Source organism: Pseudomonas moorei (assembly GCF_042846945.1).
Taxonomy (GTDB): Bacteria; Pseudomonadota; Gammaproteobacteria; order Pseudomonadales; family Pseudomonadaceae; genus Aquipseudomonas; species Aquipseudomonas moorei.
Window position 1 is genome coordinate 3,186,672 of sequence record NZ_AP035776.1, and the last position, 24,834, is coordinate 3,211,505.

General features: G+C 57.7%; 15 protein-coding genes, 2 tRNA genes, 3 rRNA genes and 2 pseudogenes. 15 read left to right on the forward strand and 7 right to left on the reverse strand.

Annotated elements, in window-relative coordinates:
- The first annotated feature begins 52 nt into the window (after window positions 1–52).
- A complete protein-coding gene (locus ACGJAX_RS14895) occupies window positions 53–1,864 on the forward strand; it encodes a M24 family metallopeptidase (RefSeq protein WP_390959689.1) in 1,812 nt (603 codons plus the stop codon).
- On the opposite strand, the gene ACGJAX_RS14900 is transcribed toward ACGJAX_RS14895, so the two are convergent.
- On the reverse strand, window positions 1,857–2,777 hold the full coding sequence (locus tag ACGJAX_RS14900; protein WP_390959691.1) for a LysR substrate-binding domain-containing protein: 921 nt from the start codon (window positions 2,775–2,777) through the stop codon (window positions 1,857–1,859). The genes ACGJAX_RS14895 and ACGJAX_RS14900 overlap by 8 nt on opposite strands.
- Window positions 2,778–2,879: 102 nt before the next feature.
- Between ACGJAX_RS14900 and ACGJAX_RS14905 the strand changes: the two genes are divergently transcribed.
- Entirely contained in the window at window positions 2,880–3,878 is a 999-nt protein-coding gene (locus ACGJAX_RS14905) for a zinc-binding dehydrogenase (RefSeq protein WP_390959693.1), read from the forward strand.
- On the opposite strand, the gene ACGJAX_RS14910 is transcribed toward ACGJAX_RS14905, so the two are convergent.
- Both ACGJAX_RS14910 and ACGJAX_RS14915 read right to left on the reverse strand, forming a co-directional pair.
- Window positions 3,875–4,465: a DsbA family protein gene (locus ACGJAX_RS14910; RefSeq protein WP_390959695.1), complete on the reverse strand. Its 591-nt coding sequence runs from the start codon at window positions 4,463–4,465 to the stop codon at window positions 3,875–3,877. The two genes, ACGJAX_RS14905 and ACGJAX_RS14910, sit on opposite strands and share 4 nt — an antisense overlap.
- Window positions 4,466–4,501: 36 nt before the next feature.
- Window positions 4,502–5,230 (reverse strand): SDR family NAD(P)-dependent oxidoreductase, encoded by a 729-nt coding sequence (locus ACGJAX_RS14915; protein WP_390959697.1) that lies wholly within the window; start codon window positions 5,228–5,230, stop codon window positions 4,502–4,504.
- 91 nt (window positions 5,231–5,321) lie between these two features.
- Here ACGJAX_RS14915 and ACGJAX_RS14920 point away from each other — a divergent pair, with 91 nt between their 5' ends.
- Complete coding sequence (locus ACGJAX_RS14920; protein ID WP_390959699.1) at window positions 5,322–5,882, forward strand: TetR family transcriptional regulator; 561 nt, start codon at window positions 5,322–5,324, stop codon at window positions 5,880–5,882.
- 15 nt (window positions 5,883–5,897) lie between these two features.
- On the opposite strand, the gene ACGJAX_RS14925 is transcribed toward ACGJAX_RS14920, so the two are convergent.
- Both ACGJAX_RS14925 and rhtA read right to left on the reverse strand, forming a co-directional pair.
- Window positions 5,898–6,179: a hypothetical protein gene (locus tag ACGJAX_RS14925; RefSeq protein WP_390959701.1), complete on the reverse strand. Its 282-nt coding sequence runs from the start codon at window positions 6,177–6,179 to the stop codon at window positions 5,898–5,900.
- Window positions 6,180–6,346: 167 nt separating this feature from the next.
- Window positions 6,347–7,234 carry a threonine/homoserine exporter RhtA gene (gene rhtA / locus ACGJAX_RS14930; protein WP_390959703.1) on the reverse strand — a complete coding sequence of 296 codons (888 nt, stop codon included), beginning with the start codon at window positions 7,232–7,234 and terminating at the stop codon, window positions 6,347–6,349.
- A gap of 611 nt (window positions 7,235–7,845) precedes the next feature.
- Here rhtA and ACGJAX_RS14935 point away from each other — a divergent pair.
- The 5 genes from ACGJAX_RS14935 to rrf all read left to right on the forward strand — a co-directional run bounded on the left by ACGJAX_RS14935 (window position 7,846) and on the right by rrf (window position 13,048).
- Window positions 7,846–9,382, forward strand: a 16S ribosomal RNA gene (locus ACGJAX_RS14935).
- Window positions 9,383–9,503: 121 nt separating this feature from the next.
- A tRNA-Ile gene (locus ACGJAX_RS14940) sits at window positions 9,504–9,580 on the forward strand.
- 9 nt (window positions 9,581–9,589) lie between these two features.
- A tRNA-Ala gene (locus ACGJAX_RS14945) sits at window positions 9,590–9,665 on the forward strand.
- 239 nt (window positions 9,666–9,904) lie between these two features.
- Window positions 9,905–12,795: ribosomal RNA gene (locus ACGJAX_RS14950) — 23S ribosomal RNA — on the forward strand.
- 137 nt (window positions 12,796–12,932) lie between these two features.
- Window positions 12,933–13,048 (forward strand): 5S ribosomal RNA (gene rrf, locus ACGJAX_RS14955).
- Together the 16S, 23S and 5S rRNA genes with 2 tRNA genes alongside form the textbook arrangement of a ribosomal RNA operon.
- A gap of 136 nt (window positions 13,049–13,184) precedes the next feature.
- Here the strand turns inward: rrf and ACGJAX_RS14960 are convergent.
- A pseudogene (locus ACGJAX_RS14960) lies at window positions 13,185–13,355 on the reverse strand (LLM class flavin-dependent oxidoreductase); the annotation flags it as partial.
- Window positions 13,356–13,440: 85 nt separating this feature from the next.
- Here ACGJAX_RS14960 and tnpB point away from each other — a divergent pair.
- Both tnpB and tnpC read left to right on the forward strand, forming a co-directional pair.
- A complete protein-coding gene (gene tnpB / locus ACGJAX_RS14965; protein WP_390955637.1) occupies window positions 13,441–13,800 on the forward strand; it encodes an IS66 family insertion sequence element accessory protein TnpB in 360 nt (119 codons plus the stop codon).
- Window positions 13,801–13,816: 16 nt separating this feature from the next.
- A pseudogene (tnpC, locus tag ACGJAX_RS14970) lies at window positions 13,817–15,359 on the forward strand (IS66 family transposase).
- 1,199 nt (window positions 15,360–16,558) lie between these two features.
- Here tnpC and ACGJAX_RS14975 read toward each other — a convergent pair.
- Window positions 16,559–16,831, reverse strand: a complete 273-nt coding sequence (locus tag ACGJAX_RS14975; RefSeq protein WP_390959705.1) for a hypothetical protein — start codon at window positions 16,829–16,831, stop codon at window positions 16,559–16,561.
- A 273-nt stretch (window positions 16,832–17,104) separates the two neighbouring features.
- Between ACGJAX_RS14975 and mrdA the strand changes: the two genes are divergently transcribed.
- The 5 genes from mrdA to ACGJAX_RS15000 all read left to right on the forward strand — a co-directional run bounded on the left by mrdA (window position 17,105) and on the right by ACGJAX_RS15000 (window position 24,788).
- Window positions 17,105–18,997, forward strand: coding sequence for a penicillin-binding protein 2 (mrdA, locus tag ACGJAX_RS14980; RefSeq protein ID WP_390959707.1), 1,893 nt, complete (start codon window positions 17,105–17,107; stop codon window positions 18,995–18,997).
- 206 nt (window positions 18,998–19,203) lie between these two features.
- The gene (locus ACGJAX_RS14985; RefSeq protein WP_390959709.1) at window positions 19,204–21,108 is read left to right on the forward strand and encodes a sigma 54-interacting transcriptional regulator; all 1,905 of its coding nucleotides are present in this window, start codon (window positions 19,204–19,206) and stop codon (window positions 21,106–21,108) included.
- Window positions 21,108–22,826 carry an ABC transporter transmembrane domain-containing protein gene (locus tag ACGJAX_RS14990; RefSeq protein WP_390959711.1) on the forward strand — a complete coding sequence of 573 codons (1,719 nt, stop codon included), beginning with the start codon at window positions 21,108–21,110 and terminating at the stop codon, window positions 22,824–22,826. The genes ACGJAX_RS14985 and ACGJAX_RS14990 overlap by 1 nt, the downstream gene beginning before the upstream one ends.
- The gene (locus ACGJAX_RS14995; protein ID WP_390959713.1) at window positions 22,816–23,493 is read left to right on the forward strand and encodes a S8 family serine peptidase; all 678 of its coding nucleotides are present in this window, start codon (window positions 22,816–22,818) and stop codon (window positions 23,491–23,493) included. The genes ACGJAX_RS14990 and ACGJAX_RS14995 overlap by 11 nt, the downstream gene beginning before the upstream one ends.
- Window positions 23,490–24,788 (forward strand): tryptophan 7-halogenase, encoded by a 1,299-nt coding sequence (locus ACGJAX_RS15000; RefSeq protein WP_390959715.1) that lies wholly within the window; start codon window positions 23,490–23,492, stop codon window positions 24,786–24,788. The genes ACGJAX_RS14995 and ACGJAX_RS15000 overlap by 4 nt, the downstream gene beginning before the upstream one ends.
- Window positions 24,789–24,834: the final 46 nt, after the last annotated feature.

Below are 24,834 nucleotides of genomic sequence, written 5' to 3' on the forward strand. Positions count from 1 at the left end.
CCGACACCGATCGGCGCTAAACAATAATGATGAGTGGTAAGCAGGAGTCATGATGAGTACGCAGTCTTCGATCAATGGATCGGTGCCCCAGCGCCTGGCGCAAACCCGCGAACTGATGAGCCGCGAGGGCATTCACGCCCTGCTGGTGCCGTCGGCCGACCCGCACCTGTCCGAATACCTGCCAGGCTACTGGCAGGGGCGGCAGTGGTTGTCCGGCTTCCATGGCTCGGTCGGCACCCTGATCGTGACCGCCGATTTTGCCGGCGTCTGGGCCGACAGCCGTTACTGGGAGCAGGCGACCAAGGAACTCAAGGGCAGCGGCATCGAACTGGTCAAGCTGCAACCGGGTCAGCCGGGGCCGCTGGACTGGCTGGCCGAACAAACCCCGGAAGGCGGTGTGGTCGCGGTCGATGGTGCGGTGATGGCCGTGGCCTCGGCCCGCACGTTGAGCGGCAAGCTGGAAGAACGCAACGCTCGCCTGCGCACTGATATCGATCTGTTGAGTGAAGTCTGGAGCGACCGTCCGAGCCTGCCGAATGCACCGATCTATCAGCACTTGCCTCCCCAGGCGACGGTCAGCCGTGGCGAAAAACTCGCCAAATTGCGGGAAACCCTGCAGGCGCGCGGCGCCGACTGGCACTTCATCGCCACCCTCGATGACATCGCCTGGCTGTTCAACTTGCGCGGCGGGGATGTGTCGTTCAATCCGGTGTTTGTTTCCTTCGCCTTGATCAACCAGCAGCAGGCCACCCTGTTCGTGGCACTGAGCAAGGTCGATGCTGAATTACGCGCGGTCCTTGAACAGGATGGCGTGACCCTGCGCGATTACAGCGAAGTGGCCGACGCGCTGCGCGCCGTACCGAAAGGGGCGAGCTTGCTGGTCGACCCGGCACGGGTCACGGCGGGACTGCTGGATAACCTCGACAGCGGCGTCAAATTGATCGAAGGCTTGAACCCGACCACCCTGGCCAAGTCGCAAAAAAGCCTGGCTGACGCCGAGCACATCCGTCAGGCCATGGAACAGGATGGCGCGGCGCTCTGCGAATTCTTCACCTGGCTGGACTCGGCACTCGCGGGCAGCGAGCGCATCACCGAGCTGACCATCGACGAGAAACTGACCGCCGCCCGTGAACGTCGTCCGGGTTATGTGTCGCTGAGTTTCAACACCATCGCCGCGTTCAACGCCAACGGCGCCATGCCGCATTACCACGCCACCGAAGAAGAACACGCGGTGATCGAAGGCGACGGTCTGTTGCTGATCGATTCCGGCGGCCAGTACCTGGGAGGCACCACGGACATCACGCGGATGGTGCCGGTCGGTACGCCGACGGCCGAGCAGAAGCGCGATTGCACCCGTGTGCTCAAAGGCGTGATTGCCTTGTCCCGTGCGCAATTTCCGAAAGGCATCCTCTCGCCGCTGCTGGATTCGATTGCCCGTGCGCCGATCTGGGCGGAAAGCGTCGATTACGGTCATGGTACCGGTCACGGCGTTGGTTACTTCCTCAACGTTCACGAAGGTCCGCAAGTCATTGCCTATCAGGCCGCGCCAGCACCGCAGACCGCGATGCAACCGGGCATGATCACCTCAATCGAACCGGGCACTTACCGTCCGGGCCGCTGGGGTGTGCGGATCGAAAACCTGGCGATGAACCGCGAAGCAGGCACCAGCGAATTCGGCGAGTTCCTGAAATTCGAAACCCTGACCCTGTGCCCGATCGACACCCGTTGCCTGGAGCCGTCGCTGCTGACGGAAGAAGAAAAGCAGTGGTTCAATGCTTATCACGCCGAAGTCCGTGAGCGCTTGAGCCCGTTGCTCGACGGTGCGGCCCTGGAGTGGTTGAACACGCGTACCGCAGCTATTTGACCGCCTGCAGTTCGGGCGCTGCTTCCAGTGCCTGGCTCATGTAGTCGACAAAGGCTTTGACCCTGGCGGATTGGCGACGATTCGCCGGGGATACCGCATGTATCGGCAGCGATTGCGCAGTGTAATTCTGCAGAATCGCGGTCACTCTCCCGGCTTTCAGATCCTCGCTGAACAGCCATACCGGCGACAACGCAATCCCCAAGCCTCCCAGCACCATCTCGCGGATCGCCTCGGAGTTGTTGCTTTGGGCATTGCCCTTGATCCGCACCTCATGACGTTGTCCGTCGCGATCGTAAGCCCACAGGTTCTGACTGTTCAGCAGGTTGAAGAGCAGGCAGTTGTGTTCGCTCAATTGCTGCGGGGTTTGCGGCTGACCCTGTTGCGCCAGATACGCCGGGGCTGCGACGGTAACCCGGTGGGTGGTGCCGATGTGACGAGCGATCAGGCCGCTGTCGTTCAATGGCCCGATCCTGAACGTCACATCCAGGCCTTCGCTGACCAGGTCCTGGTTCTGATCATTGAGTTGCAAGTCGATTTGAATGTCTGGATATCGCGCAAGGAATGCCGGTAGCCGCGGAGCAATCTGCAAGCGCCCGAAGCTGACCGAGGAGCCGATGCGCAGATGACCGGCGATCGTCTCCCTGCCGGATTGGAAACTGTGCTCGGCTGCATCAACGGCCGCGAGGATTTGTCGGCATTCGTTGTAGTAGCGCAGGCCTTCATCGGTCAGGGATAACTGGCGGGTACTGCGTGCGATCAGCTTTCCACCCAGCTCGGTTTCCAGTGCGCGCAGGACTTTGCTGATGGTCGGCTGGCTGGTCTGCATCTCCCGGGCGACCGCGGAAAAGCTGCCGCGTTCGACCACCCGGACGAAAATCGCCATTGCATTAAGTTTGTCCACGGGATGTCTCATTGATGCCAAATGGGCATGATCACTATAGCCATTTAGCGTCTTATCGGCATGGATGGGTTGCGGGAAGATGGGTCTACACCACCTCTGACAGGAGTAGCCGAAATGATTGATTCACTGCACATGCGCGCGCTGATCGTGGATTCAGCTGATGCACCCCTGCGTCTGGTTTCGATTCAGCGACCAGTGCCTGGAGCAGGGCAGGTACTGGTTCGGATCGCGGCCAGCGGGGTCAACCCGCTGGACGGGAAAATCCGTTCGGGCCAGGCCGCCCATGCCCGCCAGCCACTGCCCGCAGTACTGGGCATGGATCTGGCGGGAACCATCGAAGCGTTGGGCGAGGGCGTCAGTGATTGGTTGCCCGGCGATGAAGTGTATGCCATGGCAACAGGAATAGGCGGTGCCCAGGGTTCGCTGGCGGAGTACGCGGTGGTCGATGCGCGTCTGCTGGCGCGCAAGCCGGGCAATTTGAGCATGCGCGAAGCGGCGGGATTGCCATTGGTACTGATTACGGCATGGGAAGGGTTGGTCGACCGCGCTCGGGTGAATGCAGGCCAGAAAGTGCTGATTCACGGTGGAGCGGGAGGTGTCGGTCATGTTGCGGTGCAAATCGCCCGCGCGTTTGGCGCCGAGGTGTTTGCCACGGGGTCGGCAGGACAGCAAGCCACTATTGAAGGCTTGGGCGCGACCTTCATTGATTACCGAAAAACGTCGGTGGAGGCCTATGTGGCTGAGCATACGGGCGGGGAGGGTTTTGACATTGTCTATGACACGGTCGGCGGTGAAACCCTGGATGCGTCATTCAAGGCGGCGCGGGTCTATTACGGTCATGTGGTGAGTTGCCTCGGTTGGGGGCAGCACAGCCTGGCACCGCTGTCCTTTCGCGGAGCAACCTATTCCGGCGTGTTCACCTTGTTACCGTTGTTGACAGGGAAGGGGCGTGAGCACCATGGGCAGATCCTTCAGGAGGCGGCGCGACTGATCGAAGCAGGCAGTGTGGTACCGATTCTCGATCCGCGCCGGTTCAACCTGGAAACTGCCGGGGCCGCCCATGAGTTGCTCCAGTCGGGAGCGGCGCAAGGGCGGTTGGTCATCGACATTTAACTCAGGGCTTCCAGAACGAAATCCAGGCGATCCTGGCCGAAGAACAGCTGATTATCGACGAACATGCTGGGTGCGCCGAATACACCGCGTTGCACCGCTTTCTCAGTGTTGTCCTTGAGCACGGCCTTGACTTGCTCATCGGCGGTCAGGGCCAGCACTTCGTTGGGGTCAAAGCCGTTCTCGGTCAGCACCGCCGCAACGGTTGCCGGTTCGTCGAGGCTGCGACCGTCGACCCAAAGTGCCTTGAACAGGCAATCGATGAATGCGGCAAAGCGCTCGGGGTGGCGCAACTGTATGCCGGTGACGGCGCGCATGAGCATCAAGGTGTTGATCGGGAAATGCGGATTGAATTTCAGTGGCACGCCGTAGCGCCTGGCATAACGGTCGAGGTCCTGAAACATGTATCGGCCCTTGGCCGGGACGGTCGCTGGCGAGGCGTTGCCGGTTGCTTTGAACACGCCGCCGAGCAGGATCGGAATATAGGTCAGCTGGCTGCCGGTCCGCTCACAGATCTTTGGCAGCTGCGTGTACGCCAGGTAGGTGGCCGGGCTGCCCAGGTCAAAATAGAACTCCACGGTTTTGCTCATGGTTGATGCTCTCTGCTTATTGTTATTCGGGAGGGCTTACCAGCGTTCGCTCCAGGGGCGAAGGTCCAGTTCGAAGGTCCAGGCGTCGCGTGGCTGGCTGTGCAGGTACCAATAGTTCTCGGCAATGTGCTCGGGGTTGAGGATGCCGTCCTGGTCCTTGGTCGCGTACTTCTCGGGGAAGTTGTCACGGATGAAATCGGTATCAATGGCGCCATCTACAATGATGTGCGCGACATGGATGTTCATCGGGCCAAGTTCTCGGGCCATGCTCTGCGCCAGTGCCCGAATCCCGTGTTTGGCACCGGCGAATGCCGCGAAGCCCGCGGCACCGCGCATGCCGGCGGTGGCGCCGGTGAACAGGATCGTGCCCCGTTGCCGACTGGCCATTCGTCTGGCCACCTCGCGGGCATTGAGAAACCCTGAAAAACAGGCCATTTCCCAGATCTTGAAATACTTGCGAGCGGTTTCTTCGAGGATGCTGCAGGGCACATTGGCGCCAATGTTGAACACGAACGCTTCAATAGGGCCAATCTCGTTTTCGATCTGTTCGACCAGGGCAATTACCTCGTCTTCCTTTCGAGCATCACAGGCAAAACCGTGGGCCTCACCCCCATTGCCCTTGATGGCGTCGACCAGTGGCTGGAGTTTGTCCGCGCTGCGCCGGGTGACGCAGGCGACGAAACCTTCATTCGCAAAACGTTTGGCGATGGCGCCACCCGTGGCATCACCTGCGCCGACAACCAGTACGACCTTCTTGTTATTCATGGCTGGAGTCCTTTACTAAACGATCGTTAACTGAACGAACGTTATGCTACGATTCGACCAGCGTCAAGGTGATCAATTCAAGGGGAAGTCAATGCGCTACTCGGCCAATCACAAGCTGGAAACCAGAGAGAAGCTGCTGCAGAGCAGTTCGGTGTCGGCCAAGAAGTCCGGGTTTTCCACGGTCGGTGTCGACGGCTTGATGAAGGCGATCGGTTTGAGTGGGGGGGCGTTCTACAGCCATTTTTCGTCGAAGGACGAGCTGTTCACTTCGATTGTCGAACGAGAGTTACGCCAGAGCCTTGAGCGGCTGGGGGCAGAGAAGGATCGCGATAAGCTTGAGCGCTGCTTGAAGCAGTACTTGAGCATGTCCCATGTCGACCATCCGGAAACGGGTTGTGCGTTACCGGCGCTGGGGGCCGAGATTGCCCGGTCCGACGTGATGGTCCGGCAGCAGGCGGAACACTGGATTTGCCAGCTTCAGGAGAGTTGGGCGCAGATACTGGAGAGTGACAGCCTCGCCTGGGCCATTCTGTCGCAATGCGTCGGGGCATTGGTGGTGGCACGGATGCTTGCGACTCCGGAGAGGCAACGCATGGTGCTGAAGTCCAGTTACGATGAGATCGGCCGCCAGATTGCAGGTCCGAGAAGCTGACACGGCGGCACTTGGCTATTTGCAGATCACGATCATGCTGCGGCTGGTGTACCCCGCAGGGTTGAGGCCAAACGGATAATCCCCTGGTTCCTCCACGACATCACCCGACTTGGCGATGACCTTGTAGCCCTTGGGTGCGCATGAGTCCGCTGCGCTGGTGTAGCACTTGTCCCAGGAGGACGATAACCCTGAACAGTTGATGTGCAGTCCTTTCTTGCCGTGTTTGATCTGGGTCTGGGATGTCGCCGCACAGCCCGCCACTGCGAGTACGCCGATCAGTATCAAAATTCGTTTCATTGCTGTCCTTGTTGCATCCCGGGTCTTGTGCCCGGGTTTGGCTGTATTCGCTTTCGCATGAAGCGTTCATATATCCCAATCCTGAAAAGTCCATATCTGGCACTGGGTTGCGGGGCTAAACATGGCCTAATTGAGCGGTAAATGCCAGAGTCACGTCAAATCCTGTATCAATCCGCCACAACAGCAGGCTTGGCAGCACTGCCCATCGTCATGGTGGCGCCGACGGAGGCCAGAATGATGCACAGAATGGCCATCCACTGTGACAGGGACAGGTACTCATTGAGGAATAGCAAGCCTGACAGCGCACCAATGGCGGGTTCAATGCTCATCAATGTTCCGAATGTTCTGGCAGGCATGCGGGTGAGGGCGAGCATCTCAAGCGTATAGGGAAGTGCAGTGGAGAGGATGGCAACGCCAATGGCAATCGGGATCAGTGATGGCGTCAGCAGTGCCGCGCCCGCATGAATGATGCCGATAGGTGCCACGAACAGCGCGGCAATCATTACGCCCAGCGCGGCTGTCTGCACGCCATTGTCGGCGCCGGCCTTCTGACCGAAAAGAATGTACAGCGCCCAGCAGACGCCGGCACCCAGTGCATAACCGGCACCTATCAGATCAATGCTTGCCGTCGTTGCTCCCGTGGGTATCAACAGCAGCAGGCCGACAGCCGCCAGGGCAATCCATAAGAAGTCGATCGCGCGGCGTGAAGCGTAGATGGCCACGGCCAATGGCCCGGTGAACTCCAGCGCAACGGCGATCCCCAGGGGGACTGTGCGTAACGACATATAGAAGAGGAAGTTCATGCCGCCCAGCGCCATCCCGTAGACGATAACGGTACGCAGGGATTTTGCCGTGAGCTTCGCTCGCCATGGGCGAAGCAATAGCAGCATGATCACGCTGGCAAAGGTCAGGCGCAGGGTGGTGGTTCCCTGTGCGCCAATGACTGGGAACATGCTTTTGGCCAAGGAGGCTCCGGACTGGATCGATGCCATGGCTATTAATAGCAGGCCGACCGAAAACAAGGTCGAGGCAAGGCTGCGAGGCTGATCATTCATTTGAGTGGCATCGTCCGAAGTAGAGAGCTTGGCTGTTGGTCCTGGTGTTGGGCAATATACTGCGCAATCGTTCCAGGCGCGTCTATATATAAGCAGTGATTTTGCCAATCTGATAGAAAAACCAAATCAGTGCTTGACGGCAGATTCTGGAGGCCTATAATTCGCCCCACTTCCGGCGCAGTCGAAACGGAAAACTCCTTGATAAACAATGAGTTACGCAGTTTTCGGCAGCAGGTTGCTTCAGATCATCGAGGCGCGAAGGAAGTTGAAAAAGAGGTGTTGACAGCAGCGAGTAACGCTGTAGAATTCGCCTCCCGCTGACGAGAGATCGAAAGCGCAAGTGGTTGAAGTTGTTAAGGATTCCTTGAAAACTTCTGAAAATAATCACTTGACAGCAAATGAGGCTGCTGTATAATGCGCGCCTCGGTTGAGACAAAGCTCTTAACCAACCGCTCTTTAACAACTGAATCAAGCAATTCGTGTGGGTGCTTGTGGAGTCAGACTGCTAGTCAACAGATTATCAGCATCACAAGTTACTCCGCGAGAAATCAAAGATGTAACCAACGATTGCTGAGCCAAGTTTAGGGTTTTCTCAAAACCCAAAGATGTTTGAACTGAAGAGTTTGATCATGGCTCAGATTGAACGCTGGCGGCAGGCCTAACACATGCAAGTCGAGCGGATGAAGAGAGCTTGCTCTCTGATTCAGCGGCGGACGGGTGAGTAATGCCTAGGAATCTGCCTGGTAGTGGGGGACAACGTTTCGAAAGGAACGCTAATACCGCATACGTCCTACGGGAGAAAGCAGGGGACCTTCGGGCCTTGCGCTATCAGATGAGCCTAGGTCGGATTAGCTAGTTGGTGAGGTAATGGCTCACCAAGGCGACGATCCGTAACTGGTCTGAGAGGATGATCAGTCACACTGGAACTGAGACACGGTCCAGACTCCTACGGGAGGCAGCAGTGGGGAATATTGGACAATGGGCGAAAGCCTGATCCAGCCATGCCGCGTGTGTGAAGAAGGTCTTCGGATTGTAAAGCACTTTAAGTTGGGAGGAAGGGTTGTAGATTAATACTCTGCAATTTTGACGTTACCGACAGAATAAGCACCGGCTAACTCTGTGCCAGCAGCCGCGGTAATACAGAGGGTGCAAGCGTTAATCGGAATTACTGGGCGTAAAGCGCGCGTAGGTGGTTTGTTAAGTTGGATGTGAAAGCCCCGGGCTCAACCTGGGAACTGCATTCAAAACTGACAAGCTAGAGTATGGTAGAGGGTGGTGGAATTTCCTGTGTAGCGGTGAAATGCGTAGATATAGGAAGGAACACCAGTGGCGAAGGCGACCACCTGGACTGATACTGACACTGAGGTGCGAAAGCGTGGGGAGCAAACAGGATTAGATACCCTGGTAGTCCACGCCGTAAACGATGTCAACTAGCCGTTGGGAGCCTTGAGCTCTTAGTGGCGCAGCTAACGCATTAAGTTGACCGCCTGGGGAGTACGGCCGCAAGGTTAAAACTCAAATGAATTGACGGGGGCCCGCACAAGCGGTGGAGCATGTGGTTTAATTCGAAGCAACGCGAAGAACCTTACCAGGCCTTGACATCCAATGAACTTTCCAGAGATGGATTGGTGCCTTCGGGAGCATTGAGACAGGTGCTGCATGGCTGTCGTCAGCTCGTGTCGTGAGATGTTGGGTTAAGTCCCGTAACGAGCGCAACCCTTGTCCTTAGTTACCAGCACGTCATGGTGGGCACTCTAAGGAGACTGCCGGTGACAAACCGGAGGAAGGTGGGGATGACGTCAAGTCATCATGGCCCTTACGGCCTGGGCTACACACGTGCTACAATGGTCGGTACAGAGGGTTGCCAAGCCGCGAGGTGGAGCTAATCCCATAAAACCGATCGTAGTCCGGATCGCAGTCTGCAACTCGACTGCGTGAAGTCGGAATCGCTAGTAATCGCGAATCAGAATGTCGCGGTGAATACGTTCCCGGGCCTTGTACACACCGCCCGTCACACCATGGGAGTGGGTTGCACCAGAAGTAGCTAGTCTAACCTTCGGGAGGACGGTTACCACGGTGTGATTCATGACTGGGGTGAAGTCGTAACAAGGTAGCCGTAGGGGAACCTGCGGCTGGATCACCTCCTTAATCGACGACTCAGCTGCTCCATAAGTTCCCACACGAATTGCTTGATTCATTGAAGAAGACGATAGAAGCAGCTTTAAGCTCCAAGCTGATAGCTCACGCTAACAGTTACGCGCTCGAAATTGGGTCTGTAGCTCAGTTGGTTAGAGCGCACCCCTGATAAGGGTGAGGTCGGCAGTTCGAATCTGCCCAGACCCACCAATTTTGTATGGGGCCATAGCTCAGCTGGGAGAGCGCCTGCCTTGCACGCAGGAGGTCAACGGTTCGATCCCGTTTGGCTCCACCATTAACTGCTTCGAAACGTTTGAGAGTTTAGAAATGAATATTCCGATGTGAATATTGATTTCTAGTCTTTTGATTAGATCGTTCTTTAAAAATTTGGGTATGTGATAGAAAGATAGACTGAACGTTACTTTCACTGGTAACGGATCAGGCTAAGGTAAAATTTGTGAGTTGCTCTTTGAGCAATGCGAATTTTCGGCGAATGTCGTCTTCACAGTATAACCAGATTGCTTGGGGTTATATGGTCAAGTGAAGAAGCGCATACGGTGGATGCCTTGGCAGTCAGAGGCGATGAAAGACGTGGTAGCCTGCGAAAAGCTTCGGGGAGTCGGCAAACAGACTTTGATCCGGAGATGTCTGAATGGGGGAACCCAGCCATCATAAGATGGTTATCTTAAGCTGAATACATAGGCTTAAGAGGCGAACCAGGGGAACTGAAACATCTAAGTACCCTGAGGAAAAGAAATCAACCGAGATTCCCTTAGTAGTGGCGAGCGAACGGGGACTAGCCCTTAAGTGGCTTTGAGATTAGCGGAACGCTCTGGAAAGTGCGGCCATAGTGGGTGATAGCCCTGTACGCGAAAATCTCTTAGTCATGAAATCGAGTAGGACGGAGCACGAGAAACTTTGTCTGAATATGGGGGGACCATCCTCCAAGGCTAAATACTACTGACTGACCGATAGTGAACTAGTACCGTGAGGGAAAGGCGAAAAGAACCCCGGAGAGGGGAGTGAAATAGATCCTGAAACCGTATGCGTACAAGCAGTGGGAGCAGACTTTGTTCTGTGACTGCGTACCTTTTGTATAATGGGTCAGCGACTTATTTTCAGTGGCGAGCTTAACCGAATAGGGGAGGCGTAGCGAAAGCGAGTCTTAATAGGGCGTCTAGTCGCTGGGAATAGACCCGAAACCGGGCGATCTATCCATGGGCAGGTTGAAGGTTAGGTAACACTGACTGGAGGACCGAACCGACTACCGTTGAAAAGTTAGCGGATGACCTGTGGATCGGAGTGAAAGGCTAATCAAGCTCGGAGATAGCTGGTTCTCCTCGAAAGCTATTTAGGTAGCGCCTCATGTATCACTGTAGGGGGTAGAGCACTGTTTCGGCTAGGGGGTCATCCCGACTTACCAAACCGATGCAAACTCCGAATACCTACAAGTGCCGAGCATGGGAGACACACGGCGGGTGCTAACGTCCGTCGTGAAAAGGGAAACAACCCAGACCGTCAGCTAAGGTCCCAAAGTTATGGTTAAGTGGGAAACGATGTGGGAAGGCTTAGACAGCTAGGAGGTTGGCTTAGAAGCAGCCACCCTTTAAAGAAAGCGTAATAGCTCACTAGTCGAGTCGGCCTGCGCGGAAGATGTAACGGGGCTCAAACCATACACCGAAGCTACGGGTATCACTTAGGTGATGCGGTAGAGGAGCGTTCTGTAAGCCTGTGAAGGTGAGTTGAGAAGCTTGCTGGAGGTATCAGAAGTGCGAATGCTGACATGAGTAACGACAATGGGTGTGAAAAACACCCACGCCGAAAGACAAGGTTTCCTGCGCAACGTTAATCGACGCAGGGTTAGTCGGTCCCTAAGGCGAGGCTGAAAAGCGTAGTCGATGGAAAACAGGTTAATATTCCTGTACTTCTGGTTATTGCGATGGAGGGACGGAGAAGGCTAGGCCAGCTTGGCGTTGGTTGTCCAAGTTTAAGGTGGTAGGCTGGAATCTTAGGTAAATCCGGGATTCCAAGGCCGAGAGCTGATGACGAGTGTTCTTTTAGAACACGAAGTGGTTGATGCCATGCTTCCAAGAAAAGCTTCTAAGCTTCAGGTAACCAGGAACCGTACCCCAAACCGACACAGGTGGTTGGGTAGAGAATACCAAGGCGCTTGAGAGAACTCGGGTGAAGGAACTAGGCAAAATGGCACCGTAACTTCGGGAGAAGGTGCGCCGGTGAGGGTGAAGCACTTGCTGCGTAAGCCCACGCCGGTCGAAGATACCAGGCCGCTGCGACTGTTTATTAAAAACACAGCACTCTGCAAACACGAAAGTGGACGTATAGGGTGTGACGCCTGCCCGGTGCCGGAAGGTTAATTGATGGGGTTAGCTAACGCGAAGCTCTTGATCGAAGCCCCGGTAAACGGCGGCCGTAACTATAACGGTCCTAAGGTAGCGAAATTCCTTGTCGGGTAAGTTCCGACCTGCACGAATGGCGTAACGATGGCGGCGCTGTCTCCACCCGAGACTCAGTGAAATTGAAATCGCTGTGAAGATGCAGTGTATCCGCGGCTAGACGGAAAGACCCCGTGAACCTTTACTATAGCTTTGCACTGGACTTTGAATTTGCTTGTGTAGGATAGGTGGGAGGCTTTGAAGCGTGGACGCCAGTTCGCGTGGAGCCATCCTTGAAATACCACCCTGGCAACTTTGAGGTTCTAACTCAGGTCCGTTATCCGGATCGAGGACAGTGTATGGTGGGTAGTTTGACTGGGGCGGTCTCCTCCTAAAGAGTAACGGAGGAGTACGAAGGTGCGCTCAGACCGGTCGGAAATCGGTCGTAGAGTATAAAGGCAAAAGCGCGCTTGACTGCGAGACAGACACGTCGAGCAGGTACGAAAGTAGGTCTTAGTGATCCGGTGGTTCTGTATGGAAGGGCCATCGCTCAACGGATAAAAGGTACTCCGGGGATAACAGGCTGATACCGCCCAAGAGTTCATATCGACGGCGGTGTTTGGCACCTCGATGTCGGCTCATCACATCCTGGGGCTGAAGCCGGTCCCAAGGGTATGGCTGTTCGCCATTTAAAGTGGTACGCGAGCTGGGTTTAGAACGTCGTGAGACAGTTCGGTCCCTATCTGCCGTGGACGTTTGAGATTTGAGAGGGGCTGCTCCTAGTACGAGAGGACCGGAGTGGACGAACCTCTGGTGTTCCGGTTGTCACGCCAGTGGCATTGCCGGGTAGCTATGTTCGGAATAGATAACCGCTGAAAGCATCTAAGCGGGAAACTAGCCTCAAGATGAGATCTCACTGGGACCTTGAGTCCCCTGAAGGGCCGTCGAAGACTACGACGTTGATAGGTTGGGTGTGTAAGCGCTGTGAGGCGTTGAGCTAACCAATACTAATTGCCCGTGAGGCTTGACCATATAACACCCAAGCAATTTGCGCTTAAAAGCCAGATTGCGGTGTGTGAAGACGCAATGAACCGAAAGTTCGCACAACACACAAACTATCGCATACCCAATTTGCTGAAGCGTCGAAAGACGGTTCGGTACCCGAATTTCTTGACGACCATAGAGCATTGGAACCACCTGATCCCATCCCGAACTCAGAAGTGAAACGATGCATCGCCGATGGTAGTGTGGGGTTTCCCCATGTGAGAGTAGGTCATCGTCAAGATTAAATTCCGAAACCCCTATCCGCGTATGCAGGTAGGGGTTTTGTTTTTGCCCGCAGGAAAGTGCCGTGATGGGCGGAGAGCGCCTGACGGTTGTGCCAGATTCCCGAGGCATTGCATTAGAAGCCTGTTTCGTAACTCCATCGGGCGGTCACCACTGGCCACGCCTAGCAGCAGGCGCCCATCACTCAGCTCATCGACACTGTTAGCTGACTTCAACGTCAACCAAGGCTGACGCATTGGCAGTACAACCGCCGCCGTTCCCAACATGATATTTTCGGTAATACCGGCCAGGTACCCGAGATAGGAAGTATCCGCTCCATGAACCCCACATTCCAAGCGGATAGCTGACAGCTGATGCTGTGCTCCCGATTTCCATCAGGAGCCCGTCACCATGATGCGTCCCAATTCCAGCGTTGAAAAAGTGTACCTCTACCCAAAGCCGGTAGATTTTCGAAAATCCATCGATGGCCTGGCAGCGCTGGTCGAACTGGATATCAAGGTCGCGGTGTTCGACCCCGTGCTCTTTGTTTTTCTGAATCGCTACCGTAACCGCGTCAAAGTGTTGTACTGGGAGCGCAACGGCTTCTGCCTTTGGCTCAAGCGCCTGGAGTCCGAGCGTTTCAAAACTTCACCCGATGAGGTGGACGAGGCTATCGTGCTGACCGTCCAAGAACTGAACTGGCTACTGGATGGATTTGATCTCTGGCGCAACCGTCCGCATAAGGTTTTAACTCCAAGATTCGTCGCCTGACGGGTATAATCCGGGCATGAATTTGATGCCCGAAGACCTCCCTGATGACCCTGTTCTGCTCAAGCAAATGTTGCTTGAGGCGCTCAGTCGTCAGCAGGTAACTGCTGAGGCATACCAAACTCATATCTTCGATTTGAAAGAACAGATCAAACTGCTGCGCGACCGTTTGTTCGGTCGCAAATCCGAGCAGACCGTTGAACCCAATACCCCTCAACTGGCGTTGTTCAACGAGCCCGAAAGCGAGCCGATGTCTTCAATCGGCGACGCTGACGAAGAAGTTGTTGCTCCGACTTCGCGTCGTGGCAAGCGCAAGCCCCTGTCTGCTGATCTGCCGCGCATCGAAGTCATCCACGAACTTCCCGAGCACGAACTGACGTGTGCCTGTGGTTGCCGCAAGCATGTCGTCAGCGAAGAAACTAGCGAGCAGCTGGATATCGTGCCGATGCAAATCCGCGTGATCAAACACATCCGCAAAGTCTACGGGTGTCGTGGTTGTGAAGCGGCGCCGGTCACTGCTGACAAACCGGCTCAGTTAATCGAAAAGAGCATGGCCAGTCCGAGTGTCTTGGCGATGTTGTTGACCACTAAATACGTCGACGGCCTGCCGCTACACCGTTTCGAAACCGTGCTTGCCCGGCATGGTGTGGACATCCTCGCCAAACCTTGGCGCGGTGGGTCATCCAGTGCGGCGAGCATTTGCAGCCGTTATTGAATCTAATGCGAGATCGGCTGCTGGAAAGTCGGGTCATCCACTGTGATGAAACTCGCGTCCAGGTACTTAAAGAACCGGATCGAGACCCAACCAGCCAATCCTGGATGTGGGTGCAAGCCAGCGGGTCGCCGGATCGCAAAGTTGTGTTGTTCGACTACACCTCCAGCCGTGCGCAGGAGGTTCCGTTGCGTCTGCTGGAAAGTTATCGCGGCTATGTGATGACCGATGATTACGCGGGCTATAACGCCTTGGCGTTGCAACCGGGGTTGAACGGCTGGCCTGCATGGCCCATGCGCGCCGCAAGTTTGTCGAGGCTCAGAAAGTGCAGCCGAAGGGCAAGACAGGACGTGCCGATATCGCCCTAACAATGATCAACAAGCTGTATGGCCTCGAGCGTGAGCTCAAGGACAGCGATGATGAACAGCGTTTAATCGGCCGTCAGCAAAAGAGCGTACCGATCCTGGCTCAGTTGAAAAGCTGGCTGGAGAAAACGCAGCCCCAAGTCACGCCACAAAGTGTGCTGGGTAAGGCTGTTAACTATCTTGCCAGCAACTGGAGCCGGCTGGAGCGGTACGTGGAAGCCGGTTTTTTACCGATCGACAACAATACGGCCGAAAGAGCGATAAAACCGTTTGTTATCGGTCGCAAGGCGTGGCTGTTCAGCGACACGCCCAAAGGCGCCACCGCCAGTGCTCAGATCTACAGCCTGGTGGAGACCGCCAAAGTCAACGGCCAAGAGCCTTATACGTGGCTGCGCCACGTACTGGAGCAGTTACCACATGCGCAGTCGGTGGCGGATTATGAAGCGCTGCTGCCGTGGAACTGCTCGCCAGAGATACGACGTTAAGCCTGAACCCTACCATGGGGTGTATGGATCGTATCGTAGGCTAGGACCTTTCGACGTCCTTCGATGTACCGCCAAGTTCTCCAGGCACGTGATGAATCAGGTGGAGGATGCCGCCTCTCGTGATGGCAGACACACGAAACTGTTCCGCAAAGTTCTCGGACAGCTCAGCTATCTTCGGAAGGAGCCGAGCAGGCTTCCCTCCGGCAACACCCTTCTTGGCAGTTTGGGTGCTTTGGGTGCGCTCTCTGCCCCGACCTGCACCGTCACCACTCCATATAAACCCGAGAACGCCCCGCACCACACTCACCCAACCCTTATAAGCACTCAACAAGCCCTGATCCGCACCTAAAAACGCCGCTTATTTCTCGACGACTTTCAACTGAAAGCACCGTAGACGCACCTACGCCACACCCTCTCAACCCGGATGCCCACCCTAACGCCCCGACACAAACCAGATCAGCACTCATATCGCACCGAGGGCGATATTGCCGTGGCGCACATGGACCCAATTCAGGTTCATTCACGCCTGCACCGGTCAAACCAGCATGGGGCTCCAGTTTCCTGGTCACGAAATGGGGGCCAAGCCAAAGCTAAAACATGGCCAATATAATTATGCGGAGCTTGATAAGACGCACAGCCGATTGGGATTTCAGAAACAAGGCCCGCGCGATGCCGGTATTGATCACTCGTGCAATATCGCGAGAACAAGTCGAGAGCATTTCGGCGCATAAATCCGCCCGCCTCACCCGATGGCGTGGCAAACCGATGGAGGGAGGCTGAAAACACACTCGAATCAGTGCCAAATTGGGGGGACGGAAACCAGTTAAAACACCGTCTAATGTAATTATACGAACTGACCTACGTGTCCCTCTGTTTTCCTGCTCTCCAGGGTGCAAGACGGGATGCCCGGACGAATACAAATTTTGGCAATTTTGTGCCACAAGTAGAGAAGTCGGGAGCATAGCTTCGGGCATCAGATGGCGGCTTGGAATGCGGGGTTCATGGAGCGGATACCATGGAGCGCTTACGAATATTTCGCCGCACTTGCTTTCACCGATCAAAAACGTACAAGCGGGGACAGTGGTGGATATCAAGCCACAAAAAATGAAGTAGCTGCGCCGCGAATGGCCTCCGCGCCAGCATGATTTGATTCCTCCCCGCCTTAGACGCCACCTGTTTGGATAGGTGGGGTTTATGGATCAGTTACGATAGGAAAAGGTTTCGAAAACCTGTGCCGCATCACCGAAATTCGGGTCATAAATCGGAACATCACGAACCCACAGTGCGTGAAAACCCGACTTGTCAGCCAGGCGTGCCATAGCTGCGTGCTGCTTCAGGTCCGGTACACCAAAAGGTCGACCTTCGGTCATCCGCAGCCCCTGACCGGCACTGGACCAGTCATTGTCGAGTGGCAACTCCAGTCCGATGGAGAACCCATTCGAACCCAATAGTCGTTGAAATCGTGGATGCATGGAAAAAACTCCCAAAAATCAGAATGGAATGACATGCACCCAGTATTCACGGGCTAATGAGCAAGAAAAATGCATGAATGGGATTATCAATCCTGTATGAAAAGCACGAATCCACCATCCCACCGAAACCCCTTTGCGACGCTCAAGGACCGTCCTTATAGGAAATCGCACTAAAGTGACCGGGCAGTTTTTGGTATGGTGCAGCTCGTTTTTTTAACGGACTGATTTCAAGCCCACGGATCGGCACTTCCTCTTCACAGAGTTGCTACAGAAATGCCCGAACCGATACCGATCAAGGATCACGAAAATGAGAAGCGCCTGGTCAACAAAAGACTGATCGCCTGCGCCTTGTTTGTCGTCGCCATTACCTGCGCGCTGGTGGTGCGCATGTATGTCCTGCAGGTAGTCGAATTCGACTATCACTCCACGATCTCCGAAAACAACCGTGTCCATGTCCTGCCAATCACACCTACTCGCGGGTTGATCTATGACCGCAATGGCGTGGTTCTAGCCGACAACCGGCCCAGCTACAACCTGACGATCACTCGCGAACGCGCTTCGGATGTCAAACAAGAGCTGGACGAAGTGGTCAACCTGCTGCACCTGCCTGCCGAAGACCGTGCGCTGTTCGACAAAGCGATGAAGCAGGCGCGGCATCCGTTCGTTCCGGTCACGCTGTTCTATGAGCTCAGCGAAGAACAGATCGCGGTGCTCGCGGTCAATGAGTTCCGTTTGCCGGGCATCGATGTCGAGCCGCAGTTCGTGCGCCACTATCCGTTCGCTGAACACTTCGCTCATTCAATCGGCTACGTCGGTCGTATCAACGAGAAAGAATCCAAGGCCCTGGACTCGGTCGAATACCGGGGCACCCAATCCATTGGCAAAACCGGGATCGAGAAATTCTACGAGTCGGAACTGCATGGCCATGTCGGATACGAAGAAGTCGAAACCAACGCTCAGGGGCGTGTGCTGCGAGTGCTCAAGCACACCGACCCGATACCGGGTAAAAACATCGTCCTGAGTCTCGACGTCAAACTTCAGGAAGCCGCCGAGCAGGCCCTGGGTGACCGTCGCGGCTCGGTGGTTGCGCTCGATCCGTCGACGGGTGAAGTCCTGGCCATGGTCAGCAAACCCAGCTTCGACCCGAATCTGTTCGTGACCGGCATCAGCTTCAAGGAGTACGCGGCGCTGCACGATTCGATCGACCGGCCACTGTTCAACCGCGTGCTGCGCGGCCTCTATGCGCCTGGCTCGACCATTAAGCCGGAAGTTGCGATTGCCGGCCTCGACGCCGGTGTGGTCACGCCGCAGACCCGAGTCTTCGACCCTGGCTACTACCAGTTGCCGGACTTCAATCACAAGTACCGTAACTGGAACCATAGCGGTGATGGATGGGTAGACATGGACGCGGCGATCATGCGTTCCAACGACACCTATTTCTACGATCTGGCACACAAGCTGGGCATCGACCGCCTGCACGACTACATGGCGATGTTCGGTCTCGGTGAAAAGGTCTCGCTGGACATGTACGAAGAGTCTCCCGGATTGATGCCATCCCAGGCCTGGAAGCGCGCGACGCGCCGCCAGCCGTGGTTCCCGGGTGAGACGGTAATCCTCGGCATTGGCCAGGGGTACATGCAAGTCACGCCGCTGCAACTGGCCCAGGCCACTGCGTTGATCGCCAACAAAGGGGTGTGGAACCGTCCGCACCTGGCCAAGACCGTGGACGGTGTCGCGCCAGTGGATGAGCACCCGATGCCGAATATCCTGCTCAAGGATCCCAGTGACTGGGAGCAGGTCAACCACGGCATGCAGATGGTGATGCACGATGCCCGCGGGATTGCCCGCGCGGCAGCGGTGGGCGCGCAGTACCGCATCGCCGGCAAGAGCGGTACTGCGCAAGTGGTGGCGATCAAGCAGGGCGAGCGTTACAACCGCGAGAAGACCCTTGAACGCAACCGTGACAACGCTTTGTTTGTCGGTTTCGCGCCGGCGGAACATCCCAAGATTGCCATTTCGGTGATGATCGAAAACGGTGAGGCCGGTGGCCGCGTTGCCGGTCCCGTGGTGCGGCAGATCATGGACGCCTGGCTGCTCGATCAGGAAGGCCACCTGAAACCGCAATACGCCGCGCCGAGCAAACCGCCGGGTGATCCTCACGTCTGAAGGCCATCGCTGGCAAGCCAGGCTCCTGCGATCTATCGAGTTGAATCCCACTGTAGGGCCAGGCTTGCCGACAATGAACGGTGTCACCATCCACCTGGCGAAACACAAACGCTCTACGGCTCTTGCCATAGCCCTTACGTTAACGTAAAGATTGCGGCAGGGCGCCGTTGTACAAAGGCGCAGGGCGGACCGACCCGGAGCGCTTGATGACACTTATAAAAACAAATTCCCCCAAATTGCACCGCGAAGCCCGGCTGGCCCGGGAAAAGCTGCATCTGGAAGGCGAAGTACCGGATGGCGTCCTGCGCGCCGAAATCGATGCCTCGTGGCGGCGCAGTCTCAGCCATGGCGTGCATTTCAATGCCCAGCATGAACTGGCGCTGGAATCGACGGCGAGCCTCGATGTATTGCTGGCAAGCAACCGTCTGCTGATTGACGCAGCCTTACCGGCGATCGATTACCTGGCCGAACGCCAGGGTAAGGAAGGGCTGATCATTCTCGCCAACTCCGAGGCGACCATTCTGGCGGTCGAAGGACGCGCCGACCGACTCAAGGGCAGTGGCCTGCAAGACATCACCCTCGGTGCCTGCTGGAGCGAAGCCGTACGTGGCACCAACGCCCTCGGCACGGCGTTGGTGGAAGCGCGGCCAACCCTGATCGATTGCGGCGAGCATTACCTGGATCGCCTCAGTGATTTTTCCTGCACCTCGGTGCCGATCCATTGCCCACAGGGCAATATTCTCGGTGTCCTGGACCTGACCCGCGAAGGTCCGCTCGGCCGCGCCCACGACAGCACCGCGTTGCTGGCCATGGCCGTCAGCCAGATCGAAAGCCGCGTCTTCAACACAAGCTATCCGGATGAAATCGTCCTGGCCTTCCACAGCCGTCGCCAGTACCTCGAATCCCCCTGGCAGGGCTTGTTGGCCGTAAGCCTCGGCGGGCAGATCCTCGCCGTCAGCGCCCAGGCCTGCCAGTTGCTGCATGCCGAGCGCTCGGCACTGGTCGGTCGGCGGTGTGAAGAGTTTCTCGGCGTCGATGGCCTGCAACTGTTGGCGCGACTGCATCAGGGCGGCGTTGGCAACCTGCAGACCGCCAAAGGTGAATTTTTCTACAAAACCCTGCGTGCGCCGCAGCGTTCGATCAACGTCAGCAATCCACCGCGCAGCGTTGCAAAACCCGCCAAGTCCCAGCCGGACCTCGAATCCCTGGCCGGCAGCAATGTGCGTTATGCCCGGGCCCTGCGCATGGCTCGCCAAGGCCTGGCCAACCAACTGCCGGTGTTGCTGTTGGGCGAAACCGGTACCGGCAAGGAAGTCATCGCCCGTTCCCTGCACATGGCGGGCAGCCGCGCCGACAAACCTTTCGTCGCGGTGAACTGTGCGGCCATTCCTGAAGGCCTGATCGAGTCCGAACTGTTCGGCTACCGCGAAGGCGCATTCACCGGTTCGCGGCGTGGCGGCATGATCGGTCGCTTGCAACAGGCCCACGGCGGCACGCTGTTCCTCGACGAAATCGGTGACATGCCGCTGGCACTGCAGGCGCGATTGCTGCGCGTATTGCAGGATCGCAAGGTCGCTCCGTTGGGCGCTGGCGAAGAGCAGGACATCGACGTCGCATTGATCTGTGCCACCCATCGCGACCTCAAGCGGCTGGTGGAAGAAAAACACTTTCGCGAAGACCTGTTCTACCGGGTCAACGGCATCAGCGTGATGCTCCCGGCCCTGCGCGAGCGTGAAGACTTCAGCGCGCTGGTCAGCCGTTTGCTGGCCAGACTCGATGCACCAACGGTGGTGCTGCATGACGACTTGAGCCGTTTGCTCGGCGGCTATCACTGGCCGGGCAACATCCGCCAACTGGAGATGGTCCTGCGCACTGCACTGGCCATGCGCGAGCCGGGGGAAACCGTCCTCACCCTCGATCACTTACCCGACAGCATGCTCGATGACCTGAGCTCAAGCGAACGTCCGCAGTCCGGGAGCATCCGCGAAAACGAACTGGAGATGATTCGTCAGTCCCTGGATAGCCATCAGGGCAACGTCTCGGCCGCCGCCGACGCCCTGGGCATCAGCCGCGCGACCCTGTATCGCAAGCTCAAACAGTTGCGCTCGTGATGCAGCGCCTGATCGTTCGGCTGATCGACAGCCAGAACCCCGAAGCCCTGCAATCGTCGTTGCGCTGGCTCTACAGTTTCGTGCGGCCTCATCGACTGGCGATCGCCGGGCTGCTGGGTTTGTCGGTCTGTGCTTCGGCATTGGTGCTGGTGCAACCGTGGCTGACCAAGCTGTTGATCGACGACGGGTTGCTCGCGCGCAATTTCCCGATGCTGGTGCTGATCGCCGGGCTGATGATCGTTGCCGGCTTGCTCGGCACGGCGTTGTCCGGGATTAACCGTTATCTGCACACGCGGCTGTCCGGGCGCATGCTGTTTGCCCTGCGCGATGACCTCTATCGGCATTTGCAGACCCTGTCCCCCAGCTTCTACGGTCAGCGGCGCATCGGTGACCTGATGTCGCGCCTCGATGGCGACGTGGCGGAGATCCAGCGTTTTGCCGTGGACTCGCTGTTTTCGGCGGTGTCCAGCGTGATTGGCCTGGTGGTTGCGCTGGCGATGCTGCTGACCCTGTCCTGGAAACTGTCGCTGCTGGCACTGGTGCTGATTCCTCTCGACGTGCTCTGGCTGCGCTGGATGCGGCGCAAGGTCGAGCGTGATGTGCGGCAGTTGCGCGAGCGCTCGGCGGACATGTCGTCGTTCATGGTCGAGACGTTGCCGGTGATGAAGTTCATCCAGTCCGCCGGCCAGCAGCAACGCGAAGCGCGGCGCCTGGAAAACCTGGGGCAGGGCTACATGAGCCAGTTACTGCGCCTGCAAGTCACCGAGTTTTTCACCCAGGCCGTGCCGGGCACGCTGACCTCCCTGTCCCGCGCCTGCGCCTTTCTGATCGGCGGATACTGGGTGGTGCAGGGCACTTGGCAACTGGGCGCGCTAATCGCGTTTTCGACCTACCTGGGCATGGCCGTCGGGCCAGTGCAAAGCCTGCTCGGGCTCTATGTCGCCATTCAGCGAATGACCGTCAGCCTCGGGCGTGTGATGGAACTGCGCGGCGAACAGCCGACCGTACTCACACCCGCGACGCCACAGTCGCTGCCGGCCTCTGGCGATCTGCGTTTCGATGACGTGCACTTCAGTCATCCCGGCCGAACCACAACCCTGCGCGGCATCCAGGCATCCATACCCTACGGTTTGAAAGTCGCCTTGAGCGGCGGCTCCGGGGTTGGCAAATCGACCTTGATCGACCTGCTGCAGCGCCACCACGACCCGCAATCCGGGCGGGTGTTGCTCGGTGAAGTGGACCTGCGCGAACTCGACCTGTTCCAGTTGCGTCGGCGCATCGCCGTGGTCAGTCAGGACATCGTGCTGTTTCGCGGCAGCCTGGCCGACAACCTGGCCTATGCGGTGCCGGATGCCAGCCGCGAAGCGGTAGCCGAAGTGGCACGGCTGGCCCAACTCGACAGCCTGATCGCCTCCTTGCCCGAAGGCCTCGACAGCCCGTTGGGTGAGCGCGGGCAACAGTTGTCCGGAGGGCAAAAACAACGCATCGCGATCGCCCGTGCGCTGTTGCAAGACCCTTTGATTCTGGTGCTCGACGAAGCCACCTCGGCGGTGGACGAAGCCACTGAGCGCGAAGTGATCGAGGCCATCGACCGCCTGTTCGCCGGGCGTACGCGGATACTGATCAGCCATCGTCCTTCAACCCTGGCCGATGCCGATCTGCGTTTTGAATTGCTCGACGGCGTATTGATTTCCAAAGCGGTGCTGCATGAAGCCTGAATTGTGTATCGGCGTGGTGGACAGCGGTCACTCGGCGGCGCAACGGGTGCAAGTCATCGCCGGGCGGCGCTTTGCGTTGGTGGAGGACGGACTCACCGAGAGCGATTTGCACGGCGATCCCCTGGGCCACGGCAGCGCGGTCATCGAAGCCATAGGTCGCTGTGCGCCATCGGCACTGTTCTGCGTGGCCCAGGTGTTCGACCAGCGCGGGGTGACCAGTGCCTTGCAGATAGCCACGGCGATCGACTGGCTGGTGGCTCAGGATGTGCGGCTGATCAATTTGAGTCTCGGCCTGCGTCAGGACCGCAGTCTGTTGCGTGACGCTTGCGCGGCGGCGGTGGCGAAGGGCGTATTACTGTGCGCGTCGAGCCCTGCCCAGGGCGAGGGTGTATACCCGGCGAATTATCCACAGGTGCTGCGGGTAACGGGCGATGCGCGCTGTGCCGAACTTGAATGGTCGTGGCTCAACACCACCCAGGCGGACTTTGCCGCGTGCGTGCACGGCACTTATCCAGGCCAGTCGGGTGCCAGTCTCGGCTGCGCCGCGTTGAGCGGACATATCGCGGCGTTCCTGGTAGCACACCCCGGGGCGAGCAACGAACAGGTGATCGACTATCTGCAGCACAACGCCCGCTATCGCGGCCCTGAACGGCGCCTCGGGCCATGACTGCGATTGTGGTGCTGGGGGCCGGCCCGGCGGGCGCGGCGGTGGCACTGGGGCTGCGGCGACTGGGCTATGCCGTCACGCTGGTCAGCGAGTGGCGCCGGTTTGCCGCGCTCGAAGGCGTATCCGTGCGGGTGCTGGACGCCTTGCGCGGTGCAGGGCTACATCACGCTTTGGAGGAGGCGGCGTTGCCATCGCAACGGCAGGTCAACTGGAACGGCCAGCAACACGCACAAAACATCGAATTCCTGCTGGATCGCCCGACTTTCGATCGCGGCCTGCGCCAAGACTTGCGCGCGGCTGGCGTGCTGTTGATCGAAGGCCGGGTGCTGGGCGTGCAGTCATTTTCCGATGGGCATCGCATCGACATCGAAGGACGCGAAAGCCTGAGCGCAGACTTTCTGGTCGAAGCCCGCGGGCGTCAGGCACCGGCGCTCGGCAAGGGCCTGCGCGGGCCGGAGACGGTCAGTCTGCTCAATCGCTGGCAAGGCAAGCCGGGCGACACCGCCAGCGCTGTGGAGAGTCTCAAGGACGGCTGGGCGTGGATGGCGCGGCGGGCCGACGGCCAGTGCTACTGGCAATGGACGGTGGACGTGGCCAGCGCCGGGTTACCGGGCAAGGCGCAGTTGCTGGAGTACTGTCGCCAGCGACGTCAGGATTCAGCCGTGGCTCGGGCATTTTTTGCCGGCGAAGCGGAGGTTGATCTGAACCTGCACGCCCGCAGCAGCACAGCCATCCTCAGCCCGCAGGTGTGTGGCGAACACTGGATACGGGTCGGCGATGCGGCGATGGCGGTCGACCCGCTGTCGGGCAATGGCATCTTCCAATCATTGTCGTCGGCATTACAGGCACCGACGGTGATCAACACCCTGTTGCGCAAACCCGAACGGGCGGCGCTGGCCCAGCGTTTTCACCAGCAACGGGTGGAACAGCTGTTTCTGCGGTTCGCGCGGATCGGTCGGGATTTCTATGCCGATGAACAACGCTGGTTGAACCAGCCTTTCTGGCAAGCGCGGCGACAGTGGCCGGATGCTGAGGTCGCCCATGCAGAAGCGGACTTCATTGGCCTGAGGATCGAGCGGGCTCCAGTGCTGAAGGATGGTTTTGTCGACGAGGCCGAGGTGGTGATCACCGCGGATCAGCCGTTGGGGATCTGGCATGTGCATGGGGTTGAATTGGCGCCGTTGGTGCAGAGGTTAAAGCAGGGCGAGCCGGCGGGTTCGGTGTTGGCCGGGATGACGGTGGAGCAGGGAAGGATAGTTCGCGGCTGGTTGTTGACTCAGGGATTCAAGCCCTGAGATTTGAGCTGTCTGAATCGGCCTCATCGCGGGCAAGCCCGCACAG

Bases quoted from the DNA above. Each gene is read 5' to 3' on its own strand.
- ACGJAX_RS14895 (WP_390959689.1), top strand. From the start codon at position 53: ATGAGTACGCAGTCTTCGATCAATGGATCGGTGCCCCAGCGCCTGGCG.
- ACGJAX_RS14900 (WP_390959691.1), bottom strand. From the start codon at position 2,777: ATGAGACATCCCGTGGACAAACTTAATGCAATGGCGATTTTCGTCCGG.
- ACGJAX_RS14905 (WP_390959693.1), top strand. From the start codon at position 2,880: ATGATTGATTCACTGCACATGCGCGCGCTGATCGTGGATTCAGCTGAT.
- ACGJAX_RS14910 (WP_390959695.1), bottom strand. From the start codon at position 4,465: ATGAGCAAAACCGTGGAGTTCTATTTTGACCTGGGCAGCCCGGCCACC.
- ACGJAX_RS14915 (WP_390959697.1), bottom strand. From the start codon at position 5,230: ATGAATAACAAGAAGGTCGTACTGGTTGTCGGCGCAGGTGATGCCACG.
- ACGJAX_RS14920 (WP_390959699.1), top strand. From the start codon at position 5,322: ATGCGCTACTCGGCCAATCACAAGCTGGAAACCAGAGAGAAGCTGCTG.
- ACGJAX_RS14925 (WP_390959701.1), bottom strand. From the start codon at position 6,179: ATGAAACGAATTTTGATACTGATCGGCGTACTCGCAGTGGCGGGCTGT.
- rhtA (WP_390959703.1), bottom strand. From the start codon at position 7,234: ATGAATGATCAGCCTCGCAGCCTTGCCTCGACCTTGTTTTCGGTCGGC.
- tnpB (WP_390955637.1), top strand. From the start codon at position 13,441: ATGATGCGTCCCAATTCCAGCGTTGAAAAAGTGTACCTCTACCCAAAG.
- ACGJAX_RS14975 (WP_390959705.1), bottom strand. From the start codon at position 16,831: ATGCATCCACGATTTCAACGACTATTGGGTTCGAATGGGTTCTCCATC.
- mrdA (WP_390959707.1), top strand. From the start codon at position 17,105: ATGCCCGAACCGATACCGATCAAGGATCACGAAAATGAGAAGCGCCTG.
- ACGJAX_RS14985 (WP_390959709.1), top strand. From the start codon at position 19,204: ATGACACTTATAAAAACAAATTCCCCCAAATTGCACCGCGAAGCCCGG.
- ACGJAX_RS14990 (WP_390959711.1), top strand. From the start codon at position 21,108: ATGCAGCGCCTGATCGTTCGGCTGATCGACAGCCAGAACCCCGAAGCC.
- ACGJAX_RS14995 (WP_390959713.1), top strand. From the start codon at position 22,816: ATGAAGCCTGAATTGTGTATCGGCGTGGTGGACAGCGGTCACTCGGCG.
- ACGJAX_RS15000 (WP_390959715.1), top strand. From the start codon at position 23,490: ATGACTGCGATTGTGGTGCTGGGGGCCGGCCCGGCGGGCGCGGCGGTG.